Here is a 15,434-nt window from a genome sequence, read left to right as displayed (position 1 = left end):
GGCCGGAATACCGAAGTTGATCACCGCACACTACCTTTGGCCATGCGTCAGGCACCAAGTCGCCTGTGCCGCCCTCCGCGTCGCCCCACGGCCACCCGGACGCGCCACCGGCCCGGACGCGGCGCGCACCGCGTCCGCACCGGGATTCCGGACGCGACGAGCCCGAGGAGGCATCCAGCGTGAGCACCGTCCTGTTCCGCAGACCCGCGCGCCGCCGCGGACCAGACATGCCCGACGGCGAACTCGCCCTCCAGGAGCCGCCCACCCTGCCGGAGGCCGAGCCGAGCACCTCCGCCATGTGGATGTACCTCCCCATGGGCCTCACCTCGCTCGCCATGCTCATGATGTTCATGAAGCCCGGTCAGGCCACCACGTTCAGCTACGTCGCGATCGGCCTGATGCTGCTCTCCTCGGCGGGCATGATCGTCGGCCAGCTGATCCGCAGCGCGGGCGACCGCAAACGCAAGCTCAAGGGCGAACGACGGGACTACCTGCGCTACCTGGCGCAGAGCCGGCGACGCATCCGCCGCAGCGTTGCGGCACAGCAGAAGGCGCTGGCGTGGCGGCACCCCGAGCCGGCCGCCCTGTGGGCCCTGACCGGCACCAGCCGCCAGTGGGAACGCCGCCCCGCGGACGAGGACTTCGCCGAGGTACGCGTCGCCGTGGGCGACCAGAAGCTGGGCACCCGGCTCGCACCGCTGTCCACCAAGCCCGTCGAGGACCTCGAACCGCTGTCCGCGCACGCGCTGCGCAGTTTCATCCGCGCCTACGCGACCGTCCCCGACCAGCCGATCGCGCTCTACCTGCGGGCCTGGTCGAGGATCCTGGTGCAGGGCGAACCGGACCGCGCCCGCTCCCTGGCACGTGCCCTGATCGCCCAGCTCGCCGCGTTCCACGCACCCGAGGAACTCACCGTCGCCCTCTGCGTCGACGACGAGCGGCGAGCCGCCTGGGAGTGGGCCAAGTGGCTGCCGCACGCCCAGCACCCGTACCAGCGCGACGGGGCGGGCCAGGCCCGGATCGCCGCCGCCGGACTCGTCGAACTGGAGGAACTGCTCGGCGCGGACTTCACCGAACGCCCGCCCTTCGACCCCGACACCCCGCCGGGCCGCGACGAACCCTTCACCGTGATAGTCGTCGACGGCGGCCTGGTCCCCACCGGTCACCGGATGGAGGGCCCCGGCTACCGCAACACCGTCGTACTCGACCTCTCCACCGCGTTCGCCTGGAAGGCCGCGCGCGGCACCCTCCGGCTGCGGATCGAGGACGACGGCCTGCATCTCGTCCGTACCGACCGTGAACGCAAGGAGCAGGCCACCCTGCTCGGGCGACCCGACACACTCGGCCCGGCCGCCGCCCGCGCACTGGCCTCCCGGCTCGCCCCCTACCGGCTCGGCGGCGGTGCGAGCGTCACCGAACCCTTCGCCACCGACACCGAACTCACCGGCCTGCTCGGCATACCCGATCTGCGCCGCCACGACCCGGCACGGCTGTGGAACCGGCCGCTCGAAGGCCGGGAGCGGCTGCGCGTGCCCATCGCCGTCGCCGAGGACGGCACACCGGTGGAGCTCGACATCAAGGAGTCCGCCCAGGGCGGCATGGGCCCGCACGGAATGCTCATCGGCGCCACCGGCTCCGGGAAGAGCGAACTGCTGCGCACGCTGGTGCTCGGTCTCGCCCTCACCCACTCGTCCGAGACGCTGAACTTCGTCCTCGTCGACTTCAAGGGCGGCGCGACCTTCCTGGGCATGGACGAACTGCCGCACACCTCGGCCGTCATCACCAACCTCGCCGACGAGACCGCGCTCGTCGGCCGCATGCAGGACGCACTGCACGGCGAACTGATCAGACGCCAGGAACTCCTGCGACGGGCCGGGAACTACTCCTCCGTCCTGGAGTACGAGAAGGCGCGCGCCGCCGGCACCCCGCTGGCGCCGCTGCCCAGCCTTTTCATCGTCGTCGACGAGTTCAGCGAACTGCTCGCCGCACACCGCGAGTTCATGGACCTCTTCGTGATGATCGGCCGGCTCGGCCGGTCCCTCGGCGTCCACCTGCTGCTCGCCTCGCAGCGGTTGGAGGAGGGGCGCATGCACCAGCTGGAGAGCCATCTGTCCTACCGCATCGGCCTGCGCACCTTCTCGGCCATCGAGAGCCGTGGCGTGCTCGGCGTGCCCGACGCCTACCACCTGCCGCCGCAGCCCGGCAGCGGCTACCTCAAGAGCGGCGTCGAAGCCCTCACCCGGTTCCGTGCCGCCTATGTCTCAGGCGCGTACAAGCCCAGGCGCGGCAGCGTCCAGCAGGCCCGGATCGCCCGGCAGGTGGTGCCGTGGGGAACCGGCTGGGTGGTGCCGCGAACCCTGCCCGCCGCCCCCGACCCCGACCCGGTCGTCGAGCCGGGGACCGGCGAGACGCCGCTCGGCCTCGCCCTGGAACGGCTCCGGGACAGCGGCCCGCCCGCCCACCAGGTGTGGCTGCCACCCCTGGACACCCCGCCCAGCCTGGACGCCCTGCTGCCACCGCTGGTGCCGGACGCGGACTTCGGCCTGACCGCCGCCGGCTCCCCGGACCGGGGGAAGCTGAGGGTGCCCGTCGGCATCGTCGACAGGCCCTTCGAGCAGGTACGCGACCTGCTCACCGTCGACCTGTCCGGCGCGGGCGGCCACGTCGCCGTCGCGGGCGGTCCGCAGAGCGGCAAGAGCACCCTGCTGCGTACCCTCATCACGGGACTGGCCCTCACCCACAGCCCGCGCGAAGTCCAGTTCTACTGCCTGGACTTCGGCGGTGGCGCGCTCGCCGGACTGGCGGGGCTTCCGCATGTGGGCGGCGTCGCGGGCCGCCTGGACCGCGAACGCATCTCCCGCACCCTGGCCGAGGTCACCTCGCTGCTCAACCGCCGGGAGCTGTTCTTCCAGGAGGAGGGCATCGACTCGATGGCCTCCTACCGCAGACGGCGGGCGGCGGGCCGGTACCCCGACGAGCCGTTCGGTGACGTCTTCCTCGTCGTGGACGGCTGGTCCACGGTGCGCGCCGACATGTTCGACGACATGGCCCTCTTCAACGGCCTGGCCGTGCGCGGCCTCAACTACGGGGTGCACCTGATGGTCAGCACGCCCCGCTGGGTCGAGCTGTCGGCCGCGCTCCGCGATCAGATCGGCACCCGTCTCGAACTGCGCATGGGTGACCCCATGGACTCCGCGATCGACGTCCGCAAGGCCGGTTCCGTCCCCGCCACGCCGGGCCGCGGACTGAGCCCGGACAAGCTGCACTTCATCGCCGCGCTGCCGCGGATCGACGGCCAGGAGCAGGCGGAGGACCTGAGCGAGGCTCTCGCCGACCTCGTCGAGGCCGTCGCCGAAAGCTGGGACGCACCGCCGGCACCCCCGGTGCGCATGCTGCCGACACGCCTCACCGCCGCGGAACTGCCCGCTGCCGAGCATCCGCTGCACGTGCCGATCGGTCTGGACGAGGCCGGGCTCGCGCCCGTCCTGCACGACTTCGCACAGAACCCGCACCTGATGGTGGTCGGCGACAGCGAGAGCGGGAAGACCAGTGTGCTGCGTCTGCTGGCCCAGCGCATCGTGGCATCCCACACCCCCGACGAGGCCCGCATCCTGGTCGTCGACTACCGCCGCGAACTGGTCGAGGCGGTCCCCGAGGAGTACCGCCTGGGCCACGCCGTCGCGGCGGACCCGCTGCGCGAACTCGTCGACGGCGTCGCCCGCGCGATGGCCGCCCGGGCCCCCGGTGAGGACATCTCGCCGGCCCGGATGCGGCGCGCCGACTGGTGGACGGGCCCACGCGTGTTCGTCCTGGTCGACGACTACGAGATGGTCGCCTCGGGGTTCAACGGCCCCTTCGAGCCGCTCCTGCCGCATCTGCCGCTCGGCCACGAGCTCGGACTGCACATGGTGGTGGCCCGCGCCGCCACCGGAGCGGCCCGGCTCGACCCGCTGATGCGCAAGCTCCAGGAGGTCAACTCGCCGGCCCTGCTGATGTCCTGTCCGCCGTCGGAGGGGTACGTCTTCGACAACGTCAAACCGCGGATCCTGCCGCCGGGCCGGGCCCTGCGCATCGCGCGCCGCAAGTCGGTGCTCGTCCAGCTGGCCCTGCCGTCGGACGTACCGGAGGCGACGGGTCAGGAGTGAGGGCCGCGGGCGGTCCGTGTGCGCAGTGCGCGCGCGGCCGTCCGGCCGGACGAACCCGAGGTGGCGGGCCGGGAGCGAGGGCCACGCGCGGTCCGTGCGCTCAGTGTGCGCGCGGGCCGTCCGGCCCCAGCCGGCCGGGCCGCCAGCGGCGGGACCGGCCCCGTGGCAGCACCACGGCGAGGAAGGCGACCAGCAGGGCCGTGGCTCCCGCCCCCGCCGCCACCAGGTAGGCGGTGGCGCGGGCTCCGGCCGTGTCGGGCCGAACGGGCAGCCGAACCGGCCCGGGGTGCGCGGCCCGGGGGGCTGCGGAGGCCGGCGTGACGCCCGACACGGCGCCGTACGGATCCAGGGCGGGAAGGTCGCCCGGGTACGCCGTGGCGAGCAGCCGGGCGCGCACCTGGGCGGCCGTCAGCTCCGGCTGGTACGAGCGGACGAGCGCAGCCGCCCCGGCCGCCACCGCGGCCGCCAGCGAGGAGCCCGACCCGGTCCATTTGCCGTCGCCCACCGGACCCGGCCCGACCAGCGCGTCACCCGGGGCCGACAGATCGGCGTGGCGGTAACCCGGGGCGTCGTCGGCCCGGCCGCCCTGTGGTCCGGTGTCGAGGACGGCCAGAGCGCCGGCCGGGGGCGCGGGCGCGGGCGGCGCCGCGCTCCCGCCCCGGGGAACGCTGTCCACCGCGGCCGGGACGACCACCAGGGCGTCCTCGTGCGCGGCCACGGCCATCGCCGCCCGGACCGCCTTGTCGGCCCCGTCCAGCGGCGCCGTCACCGTGATGACGTCCGCACCCGCCTCCGCCGCCTCGCGCACCCCGGCCGCCAGCCGGCCGGCGTCCGGCTCGCCCCTGATGCCCGTGCCCCGCACCGCCAGAACGGCCGCCTGCGGGGCGACCCCCGAGAAACCCTGGCCGGTGGTCGCCGCCCCTGCCGCCAGACCGGCCTGGAGCGTGCCCCGGCCCACGCAGTCCCGGTCCGCGTCCCCGAGCGCCTTCACCCGGCCCCGCAGCACGGCGGGGGAGTCGCTCACCCCCGTGCCCACGACCGCGATGCTCACGCCCCGGCCCCGCGAGAGCCGCCACACCTGGTCCAGGCCCAGGGCCTGCCGGGTCCACGGCGCCTGCGAGGTGATGTGCCCGCGGTGCGAGGTGCACTTCTGGTCGGCGGCCAGCCGCTCGGGCATGCCCGGCAACGCCACCGTCGCCCCGTCGTCGGCGTGGGCGAGCGGTCCCGGCAGGACGGCCGCGACGACGGTGACGCACAGCAGCAGATGGGTACGGCGACGCATGGGAGGGTCCTCGGTTCGGGCGGCTCTGCGGGTGACGGGTCAGTGGCTGGACAGGTCCTCGGGCAGCAGCAGCCGGAGTTCGTCCAGGCTCGGGGCCGCGACGGCGCTCAGCCGGCCCGCCTGTCGAGTCATCATCAGCTCCAGCGTCTGTCGCGCGAGCCGCGCGTTACCGAAGGTGCGGCCCCGCGGCACGGTGTCGAAGTGGGCGCGCAACGCCGACGGGGTGCCCGGCGCGCACTCGTAGCCGTTGTCCACCGCGTGCTGCCGGACGATCGTGACGAGTTCGTCCGATGAGTAGTCCGGGAATTCGATGTGCCGGGTGAAGCGGGAGGCGAGCCCCGGGTTGGAGCCCAGGAAGCGGTCCATCTCCGCGGTGTAGCCCGCCACGATGACCACCACCTCGTCACGGTGGTCCTCCATCAGTTTCAGCAGGGTGTCCACCGCCTCCTGGCCGAAGTCGGACGAACCGCCGCCGTGCCCGGGCGTGAGGGTGTAGGCCTCGTCGATGAACAGCACACCGCCCAGGGCGCGTTCGAAGACCTCCCGGGTCAGCTGGGCGGTGTGACCGACCCAGCGGCCCACGAGGTCCGCGCGCGACACCTCCACCAACTGGCCGCGCGGCAGCACCCCCAGTGAGGCCAGCAGTTCGCCGTGCAGCCGGGCGACCGTCGTCTTGCCGGTGCCGGGCGGACCGGAGAAGACCAGGTGGTTGCTGATCCGGGGCGTCGGCAGCCCGGCCGCCGCCCGCCGCCGGGTGGTGGCGAGCAGGTTCACCAGATCGCCCACCTCGCGTTTGACGGCGGCCAGTCCGACCAGCCCGTCCAGCCGCAGCAGCGGATCGTCGCCGGGACCGCCGGCCGCGGCGCCCGGCCCGGTCACGGCCCCGACATCCTCGGCCGTCAGTACCGCGAGGTCCCGCTCGTTGACGTCCGCCCGCGCGGCGAGCCGCGACGCCTGCCGGTCCACCATCTCCTCGAACACCTTCCGGGCGGTCCGGCCGTTGCCGAACCCCGCGTCGCGCGGGATCCGTTCGAAGTGGGCACGCAGCGCGGAACGCGCCGCCGCGTCCGGTTCGTAGTGGTGGGCCGTGCACATCCGCTCGGTGATGGTGACGAGTTCGTCCGAGGTGTAGTCGGTGAACTCGACGTCCCGGGTGAAGCGCGAGGCGAGGCCCGGGTTGGAGGCCAGGAATCCGGCCATCTCCTTCGGGTACCCGGCGGCGACCACGACGATGTCCTCCCGGTGGTCCTCCATCAGCTTCACCAGGGTGTCGATCGCCTCCCGCCCGAAGTCCGCGCCGGAGCCGCCGTCCGACAGCAGCGTGTACGCCTCGTCGATGAACAGCACGCCGCCGAGGGCCTTGGTGAAGGTCTCGGTGGTCTTGATGGCGGTGCCGCCGATGACCTGTGCCACGAGGTCCGCCCGCGAGACCTCCACCAGGTGCCCGGTGCGCAGCACCCCGAGGGAGGCGAGGATCGAGCCGTACAGCCGGGCGACCGTGGTCTTGCCCGTGCCGGGCGGGCCCGCGAAGACCAGATGGCGGCTCATCGGCGGAGCGGGCATCCCGAGACTGATCCGGCGCTGTGCCATCCGGTTGAGGTTGATCAGCGTGAGTACCTGCCGCTTGACGTCGGCCAGGCCGATCAGCGACTCAAGCTCCGCCACCGGTCCGGTTCCGTCCGCCGGCCCGGCCGCCGTCGGTACGGCTCCACCCGGCAGCCGCCCGTCCCCCGCCGCCTCGGCGCCCGCCGTGCTGCCCCACGCGTCCGGGGCCCCGTTCTCCGTGCTGCGCAGTCCCTCGACGGCCAGCCTGTCGCCGGACACGGCCTGGCGCAGCCCGCTGCCACGGTTCTCCCGCACGGTGCAGCCGATCAGGGAGACCGCATCGGTGCCCTCCACCCGTACGCCGTCGGCGGCCGACCCGGTCACCTCGCAGGCGTTCAGCGAGGCCCGGGCTCCGGCCGCCAGCAGCACCCCGTGCTCGCCGGACCCGCTGACCCGGGCCCGCGCGGCGCTCAACTCGCCCTCCGCGTCGACCCGTATGCCGTCGGCGCCGGAGTCCTCCACGGACGTGTCGCGCAGCATGAGCGTCCCGAGGGCACCCACGTGCACGCCCGCGCCCGCGGCCGCGTACATCCGTCCGCCGCCCACGTACAGGCTGCCGTGGCCCGACACGTGGACCGCCGAGCCGGCGGCCGCCTCCACGACGCAGTCCTCCAGGCGGCCGCGGCCGTCCTTGGCGACCTCCACGCCGTGGCCGCCGGACCGGGCGACGGCGGCTCTGCGCAGGAGGGGGTTGGCGCCGCTGCGGATCACGATCGCGCTTCCCGCACAGTCCAGCGCCTCCAGGCGGTCGAGTTCGGCGGCCGAATCCTCCTCCAGCAGCAGCCCGACGCCTTCCGTGTCCCGTACGACGGTGGCGGTCAGTACCGGGGAGGAGGAGCCGCAGACGCGGATCGCCGCCTCCCCGGCGCCGGTGAACACGCAGTCCTCGATCAGCCCCCGGCTGCGTTCGGTCACCAGGAGGCCGTGACCGGAGGTGCGTTCGCCGCGGCAGCGGCTGAGCGTGGGTGAGCTTCCGGCGCCCAGGACGAAGCCGTGCCCGGAGGTGTCCCGGACCGTGACGTCCTCCAGCGCGGTGGGGCCGGTGCTGTTCACGAACACCCCGACGACGGACTCGCGGACGGTGCCGCGCACCACCCTGACCGAGCTGTCCTCCTCGACCGCGACGCCGGGCTTGTCGGTCGCGGATATCTCGCAGTCCTCGACCAGCACCTGCGCCCGGCCGTTGGCGAGGACGCCGTTCCCGCGGGCGTCGCGCAGCCGACTGGACCGTACCGAGATCCGGCCGCGTTCCCCGGCCACCACCGCGGACGAGCCCAGGTGCTCGATGACGCAGTCCTCCAGGAAGCTCTCGGTGGCGGACGTGGCCACCACGCCTGCGCCCGCCGGGTTGCTGATCCGGCACTGACGCAGCGCCAGCGACCCGGTGCCGCGGGCGAAGAGCGCCGCCCAGGCCGAACCGTGCACGTCGCAGCGGTCCAGGGCGATCTGTCCGCGTGGGGCGTCCACGACCGGTACCTCGTCGTCGTGCCCGCGCAGGACCAGGTCGCTCACCATCACGGCGTCCGCGGTGAGTACCAGTGCCGACCCGCGCCGCGGCGCGAGCTCGACCGTCCCGCGGCCCTCGGCGGCGGTCAACGTGATGGCGGCGGTGACGGTGAGGCTCTCCTCGTACCGCCCCGGGGCGATGCTGACGACGGCTCCTGTACGGGCCCTGGCGACGGCCTGGGCGACGGTGCGGCAGTCGCCTGTCCCGTCCGCCGCGACGGTGAGCAACTGGCGAGACACGTGTCGACCTCCCGGACCCCGGGGCCTCTGGGGGAGGGGCGGGGACGCGCGGCATGTGGGGCGTGTGGAACTGGTTTGATCATCATGCCTGTTGCCGCAGGTGACACGCCACATCGGTGACGGATACGGAAGAGGGGCAGGAACCGAACCGGTCCCCGCCCCCCGTGTGCCGCTCCTAGTCGATCGCCTTGATCAGTTCGCCGTCGGTGGTGTCACCGCTGAGCTCCCAGAAGAAGGTGCCGCCGAGGCCCTGCTGGTTCTTGTACGCCATCTTGGTGCCGATGGTGGCCGGGGTGTCATAGCTCCACCAGTTGGTGCCGCAGTGCGCGTACGCCGTGCCGGCGACGGTGCCGGTTGTGGGGCAGCTGTTCTTGAGGACCTTGTAGTCCTCGATGCCCGCCTCGTACGTGCCCGGAGCCGCGCCGGTCGCCGTGCCGCCCGGTTCGTCCTGCGTGACGCCGGTCCAGCCGCGGCCGTAGAAGCCGATGCCGAGCAGCAGTTTCGAGGCGGGGACGCCCTGTGCCTTCAGCTTGTCGATGGCCGCCTCGCTGTTGAAGCCCTCCTTCGGGATGCCTGTGTAGGAGGTCAGCGGGGAGTGCGGGGCCGTCGGCCCCTTCGCGTCCCAGGCGCCGAAGAAGTCGTACGTCATCGGGTTGTACCAGTCGACGTACTTGGACGCGCCGCCGTAGTCGACCGCGTCGAGCTTGCCGCCGTCGGAGCCGTCCGCGCTGATCGCCGAGGTGACCAGGTTGTCCGTGCCGAACTTGGAACGGAGGGCCGACAGCAGGTTGCCGTAGGCGTCATGGCCGCTGGTGTCGCAGGTCAGACCGCAGGCGTTGGGGTACTCCCAGTCGATGTCGATGCCGTCGAAGACATCGGCCCAACGGGGGTCCTCCACCAGGTTGTAGCAGGACTCGGCGAACGCGGCCGGGTTCTGCGCGGCCTCACCGAAGCCGCCGGACCAGGTCCAGCCGCCGAACGACCAGATGATCTTGAGGTCCGGGTGCAGCTTCTTGAGTTTGCGCAGCTGGTTGAAGTTGCCGCGCAGTTCCTGGTCCCAGGTGTCCGCGACCCCGTCGACCGACTGGTCGGCCGTATAGGCCTTCTCGTAGTCGGCGTAGGAGTCGCCGATCGTGCATTTGCCGCCCTGGACGTTGCCGAAGGCGTAGTTGATGTGGGTCAGCTTGTCGGCCGAGCCGGAGGTCTCGACGTTCTTGACGTGGTAATTGCGCTGGTAGACACCCCAGTTGGTGAAGTATCCGACCACCTTGCTGCCGGCCGCTGTGGGGGCGGCCGGTTCTGCTGCCGGTGCGGCGGCCTGCTGGGCGGCGGGGGCCGCTCCGGCGGACCCGGTGCCCGCGACGCCCAGCAGGGCGGCGCCCAGGGCGGCGGTACAGGCGGCAGCGGCGAGAGCCCGCATACGGGCTCCCGGGCGATGCGGTCCGGTCATGGTTGCTCCTCGTGGGGGAGGGGACGTGCCAGTGGACGACCGGCTTCCGGCGAGCGTGCAAACTTGGCATGAACGCGGAAAGCGGGTTCGCTGGGAACCGTAGATGGACTAGACCAGTTGGGTCAATGGTTCGGACCAATTCCCGTGATCCTTCCGGCCTCCATCGGCCGTTTCCGGCCGTGTTCTGCCAACCGGTGACGGATACCGTCCGATCGGGCATACTCAACCCGCTGCAGCCGTCGGCCTGCGCCTCTCGTAATCCGGGAGGGCAACATCGGCTGGACAGCAGTGTTTTCCGGGCATAGTCCGGAGGTCCCCCGGCGGCGCCGCTCACACCCCTCGCGCGCGACCGCCGCAACGCCCGACAGGGAGGAGAGCGCCGTCATGTCCGACCGTGCCCCGCAGCTGGTGGAACGCCGTCTGCCCACCGAGGAGTCCAGGCAGCTCATCGCGCTCGTCCGCGACATCGCCCAGCGGGAGATCGTGCCGCGGGCCGCCGAGGAGGAGGACGCGGGCCGGTTCCCGCGCGAGGTCTTCACTCTGCTCTCCGAGTCCGGACTGCTGGGCCTGCCCTACGACTCCGCACACGGCGGCGGGGATCAGCCGTACGAGGTGTACCTCCAGGCCCTCGAAGAACTTGCCGCCGCCCGGCTCACCGTCGGGCTCGGCGTCAGTGTCCACTCCCTCGCCTGTCACGCGGTCGCCGGTTACGGCACCAAGGAACAGCAGGCGGAACACCTCCCGGAGATGCTCGGAGGCGGTCTGCTGGGCGCCTACTGCCTCTCCGAGCCCGCCTCGGGCTCCGATGCGGCCTCGTTGCGCACCAAGGCCGTACGGGACGGTGAGGACTGGGTCATCACCGGCACCAAGGCGTGGATCACCCACGGCGGTGTCGCCGACTTCTACACGGTCCTGGCCCGCACCGGAGTCGAGGGCCCCCGCGGAATCACCGCCTTCCTCGTCCCCGGCGACGCGGCCGGCCTGAGCGCCGCCGCCCCGGAGAAGAAGATGGGGATGAAGGGTTCGCCCACCGCCCAGCTGCACTTCGACGGCGTACGGGTCCCCGACGCGCGCCGGATCGGAGACGAGGGCCAGGGCTTCGCGATCGCCCTGTCCGCGCTCGACTCCGGCCGGCTGGGCATCGCCGCCTGTGCCGTCGGCGTGGCCCAGGCGGCGATGAACGAGGCCGTCGACTACGCCACCGGGCGCAAGCAGTTCGGCCGCCCCATCGCGGACTTCCAGGGGCTGCGGTTCATGCTCGCCGACATGGCCACCCAGATCGAGGCGGGCCGCGCGCTCTACCTGGAGGCCGCCCGGCTGCGCGACGCGGGGAGCCCCTTCTCGCGCCAGGCGGCCATGGCCAAGCTGTTCTGCACGGACGCCGCGATGCGGGTGACCATCGACGCCGTCCAGGTGCTCGGCGGATACGGCTACACCCTGGACTTCCCCGTCGAGCGGCTGATGCGCGAGGCGAAGGTGCTGCAGATCGTCGAGGGCACCAATCAGATCCAGCGGATGGTCATCGCCCGCCACCTCGCGGGTCCTGAGACGCGCTGACCCGCAGTGGCCGGTCAGACCACACGGGCGTCGTCATGATCCGGTTCCACTCCTGGTCGTGGCGGCCCGGCAGGGTCCTGCCGGTGCTCTCCCAGTGCCGGAGCAGCGACCGGTAGATGGGCGGATCGGTCGAGTGGGGTGCCGAGCGCGGCGCCGGGCGCGGCGACTCGGAGGGCGCCGGCGAGGTGCGGGACTGCGGAACCGATTCTTCGGAGGCCGGAGCGGCGAGACGGCGACGACCGGGGCCGGCCGTGGAATGCAGCAGGGTCATGCCGGGCCAACGGCGCGGAGCCGGGCCGGGTCACTGCTCAGCCGATTCGGGCGACTGTTCGCCAGGTCCTCTTGGCGCGCCGTCCGCGGCCGGAACTGCTGCGGACCGCCCGCACCAACACCGCGGCCAGGCCGCTGTCGTGGTGCGGGCAGTCCGTCCCAGGCGCGTCAGCGCCCTTCCGTGGCGCCGCCCTCAGGCGGCGTCGCGGCGCAGCTGCTGCGGCACCCGGAAGGGGCGCGAGCCGGTCCCCCCGGCGTGCGAGAACGGCTGCATCCTCCAGTCGAGTCCCTGGGGGAGCGTGAGCAGCAGGGCCGTCTCCTGCTCCTGGGCGTCGGCCGACTCGTCGGCGGGCCGGGCCTTCGACGCGGCGCGGCCGGTGCCGGCACACACCGTCAGAACGAACGGGTTCCACGGGGTGGGGCACAGTGCGTGCTCCGGCAGCACGTCCTCGTCCGCCAGGAGCGCGATGGGCTGCGCGCAGTCCGGGCAGACGACCCGGTACATCTCGAACGTGTCGTACTCGTCGGGAGCGGTGTCCTCGAAAGGATCAACGGGCTCCGGTTCGGTACGTCCGGTGAGCTTCAGGCTCTGCATGGGAAATTCCCCCCTCGGGTGGGCCGACAAGGCGCCGCGGCCTCGACCACAGCAAGCACTTCCCGTCGGGAATCCGCCGTAACCGCGAGCGGCTCGGCTACTGACGCGTAAACCTGTGGCATTCGTCACATGCCTGCCGCAGGTGCCTTTCTCTGCCCTCCGCGGCTGTGCCTGGAGGGCCCGGGGCCATAGATTGATCCATATGGAGGAGCTGGACCGTCAAATCGTGGAGTTGCTCGTCAAGGACGGGCGGATGAGCTACACCGACCTGGGCAAGGCCACCGGCCTGTCCACCTCGGCCGTTCATCAGCGTGTCCGCAGGCTGGAGCAGCGCGGGGTGATCCGGGGCTATGCCGCGGTCGTCGACCCCGAGGCCGTCGGCCTGCCCCTGACCGCGTTCATCTCGGTGAAGCCCTTCGACCCGAGCGCGCCGGACGACATCGCGGAGCGGCTCGCGGGCGTCCCGGAGCTGGAGGCCTGCCACAGCGTCGCGGGCGACGAGAACTACATTCTCAAGGTGCGGGTCGCGACCCCGCGGGAGCTTGAGCACCTGCTCACCCGGATCCGTTCGCTCGCCGGCGTCTCCACCCGCACCACGGTCGTCCTCTCCACGGCCTACGAGGCGCGCCCGCCGCAGATCTGACCGGCGGGGCCGTAAGGGGGGCCGCGCACGGCGTGGGCCCCCGCAGGCGGGAGACTGGTCCCCATGACCGAGAGCACCGCCCCCCAGAGCGAACACCGCACCGTGCTGCTGCGCGGTGGAGACGTCCACAGCCCCGCCGACCCCTTCGCGACCGCCATGGTGGTCGAACGCGGCCATGTCGCCTGGGTGGGCTCCGAAGGGGCCGCCGACGCCTTCGCGAGCGGTGTCGACGAAGTGGTCGACCTCGACGGGGCGCTGGTCACTCCCGCGTTCACCGACGCGCACGTCCACACCACGTCGACCGGTCTGGCCCTCACCGGCCTCGACCTCTCCGGTGCCCGCACCCTCGGCGAGGCCCTCGCCCTCGTGACGGCGTACGTGGCGGCGCACCCCGCCGACCGGGTGGTCCTGGGGCACGGCTGGGATGCCACGCGCTGGCCGGAGCAGCGCCCGCCCACCCGCGGCGAGCTCGATGGGGCGGCGGGCGGACGGCCCGTCTACCTGCCCCGGATCGACGTCCATTCGGCGGTCGTCACGACCGCGCTGCTGGATCTCGTCCCCCGGATCGCCTCGATGGCCGGCTACCGGCCCGACGCGCCGCTGACGGGCGCCGCCCACCACGCGGTGCGCGCGGCCGCCCACGACGCCGTGTCACCGCGGCAGCGCGCCGACGCCCAGCGCGCCGCGCTGGCCCGTGCGGCGTCCCTCGGGATCGGCACGGTCCACGAGTGCGGTGGCCCCGACATCTCCGACGAGGACGACTTCACCTCGCTGCTGAAGCTGGCGGCGGGGGAGCCGGGGCCCCGGGTCTTCGGCTACTGGGCCGAACAGGTCGGCGACGAGAAGGATGCCCGGCGCATCCGGGAGCTCGGCGCGGTGGGCGCGGCGGGGGACCTCTTCGTCGACGGCTCGCTCGGCTCGCACACCGCCTGCCTCCACGAGCCGTACGCCGACGCACCCGTCTCGGGCACCGCCCACCTGGACGCGGCGCAGATCGCCGCCCATGTCGCGGCCTGCACCGAGGCCGGGCTCCAGGCGGGCTTCCACGCCATCGGTGACGCGGCGCTCTCCGCCGTCGTCGACGGCATCAGGGCGGCGGCGGAGAAGGTGGGCCTCGGCCGGGTGCGGGCCGCCAGGCACCGTGTCGAACACGTGGAGATGCTCACGCCCGAGACCGTGGCCGCTTTCGCCGAACTCGGCCTCACCGCCTCGGTCCAGCCCGCCTTCGACGCCGCCTGGGGCGGTGAGGGGGGCATGTACGCCCGCAGGCTGGGTGCCGGGCGGGCGAGGACCCTCAACCCGTACGCGGCGCTCCTGCGGGCCGGTGTGCCCCTCGCGTTCGGCTCCGACAGCCCGGTGACCCCGCTGGACCCGTGGGGGACGGTGCGGGCCGCCGCGTTCCACCGGACGCCCGAGCACCGGATCTCGGTACGGGCGGGCTTCACCGCCCACACCCGGGGCGGCTGGCGGGCGGCCGGCCGTGACGACGCGGGCACCCTGGTGCCCGGTGCTCCGGCCGACTACGCGGTCTGGCGCACCGAGGAGCTGCTGGTCCAGGCCCCGGACGACCGGGTGGCGCGCTGGTCGACGGACCCCAGGTCGGGGACGCCCGGGCTTCCGGACCTCAGCCCCGGTGCCGAACTCCCGCTCTGCCTGCGCACGGTTGTCTTCGGACAAACTGTCTACGTACGACCGAACGAGTGACGTGCGGACATTTCGTACCGCCGATCGAAGACGTCCCCGTTCTGCCGCGACCTGGGGATCTTCGGGACTGACCAGGCAAGTTTGCTAAACGATGCAGGTCAGGCAACTATTGACAGAATGCGCCCACCGGCCGGTAGGTTCGGCCGAGTCCACCACAGGACGTCCGACCGGTGAAACCTCCACGCAGTCGTCGAACGCCGCTGGGTCATGGGGTGGTGTGCCGCACCGGTGCACCATCACTGACAGCCAGGTTCAGCGCCCGCGCCTCGGGGGCGAGGGAAGGTTCCAGCCGGGCGGAGGGTGTGACCCGGGTGGGGCCCGGACGTTCAGTAGACAACGGCTCTAGGCCGTGTATCGAAAATGGATCCCGGCATACAGAGGCCGAGCAGTCATGGTGCGGAATCGAGCAGCCGGCCGGAAGGGCTTCAGCCGGTGGG

The 15,434-nt window shown here is 72.7% G+C and carries 8 protein-coding genes; 4 read left to right on the top strand and 4 right to left on the bottom strand.

Going from position 1 to position 15,434, the window contains the following annotated elements; translation table 11 throughout:
• Positions 1–179: 179 nt before the first annotated feature.
• Positions 180–4,145 carry a type VII secretion protein EccCa gene (gene eccCa, locus ABT025_RS13945; protein ID WP_350993500.1) on the top strand — a complete coding sequence of 1,322 codons (3,966 nt, stop codon included), beginning with the start codon at positions 180–182 and terminating at the stop codon, positions 4,143–4,145.
• Positions 4,146–4,245: 100 nt separating this feature from the next.
• On the opposite strand, the gene ABT025_RS13940 is transcribed toward eccCa, so the two are convergent.
• The 3 genes from ABT025_RS13940 to ABT025_RS13930 all read right to left on the bottom strand — a co-directional run bounded on the left by ABT025_RS13940 (position 4,246) and on the right by ABT025_RS13930 (position 10,228).
• Positions 4,246–5,427: a S8 family serine peptidase gene (locus ABT025_RS13940; RefSeq protein ID WP_350993498.1), complete on the bottom strand. Its 1,182-nt coding sequence runs from the start codon at positions 5,425–5,427 to the stop codon at positions 4,246–4,248.
• A 39-nt stretch (positions 5,428–5,466) separates the two neighbouring features.
• Positions 5,467–8,778 (bottom strand): right-handed parallel beta-helix repeat-containing protein, encoded by a 3,312-nt coding sequence (locus ABT025_RS13935; protein ID WP_350993496.1) that lies wholly within the window; start codon positions 8,776–8,778, stop codon positions 5,467–5,469.
• 175 nt (positions 8,779–8,953) lie between these two features.
• A complete protein-coding gene (locus tag ABT025_RS13930) occupies positions 8,954–10,228 on the bottom strand; it encodes a glycoside hydrolase family 18 protein (protein WP_350993494.1) in 1,275 nt (424 codons plus the stop codon).
• A 384-nt stretch (positions 10,229–10,612) separates the two neighbouring features.
• Between ABT025_RS13930 and ABT025_RS13925 the strand changes: the two genes are divergently transcribed.
• Positions 10,613–11,785, top strand: coding sequence for an acyl-CoA dehydrogenase family protein (locus ABT025_RS13925; protein WP_350993492.1), 1,173 nt, complete (start codon positions 10,613–10,615; stop codon positions 11,783–11,785).
• Between the two features lie 463 nt (positions 11,786–12,248).
• Here the strand turns inward: ABT025_RS13925 and ABT025_RS13920 are convergent, their stop codons facing one another.
• Positions 12,249–12,650: a hypothetical protein gene (locus ABT025_RS13920; RefSeq protein WP_350993490.1), complete on the bottom strand. Its 402-nt coding sequence runs from the start codon at positions 12,648–12,650 to the stop codon at positions 12,249–12,251.
• A gap of 202 nt (positions 12,651–12,852) precedes the next feature.
• On the opposite strand from ABT025_RS13920, the gene ABT025_RS13915 reads away from it, so the two are divergent.
• Together ABT025_RS13915 and ABT025_RS13910 are read left to right on the top strand one after the other, a co-directional pair.
• Positions 12,853–13,293: an Lrp/AsnC family transcriptional regulator gene (locus tag ABT025_RS13915; protein WP_350993488.1), complete on the top strand. Its 441-nt coding sequence runs from the start codon at positions 12,853–12,855 to the stop codon at positions 13,291–13,293.
• 63 nt (positions 13,294–13,356) lie between these two features.
• Complete coding sequence (locus ABT025_RS13910) at positions 13,357–14,997, top strand: amidohydrolase (protein ID WP_350993486.1); 1,641 nt, start codon at positions 13,357–13,359, stop codon at positions 14,995–14,997.
• The last annotated feature ends 437 nt before the right edge of the window (positions 14,998–15,434 follow it).

Source organism: Streptomyces sp. NPDC002809, assembly GCF_040295435.1.
Lineage (GTDB): Bacteria > Actinomycetota > Actinomycetes > Streptomycetales > Streptomycetaceae > Streptomyces.
The sequence above is the reverse complement of the archived record's forward strand: the minus strand, read 5'-3'. Positions and strand labels throughout refer to the sequence as shown.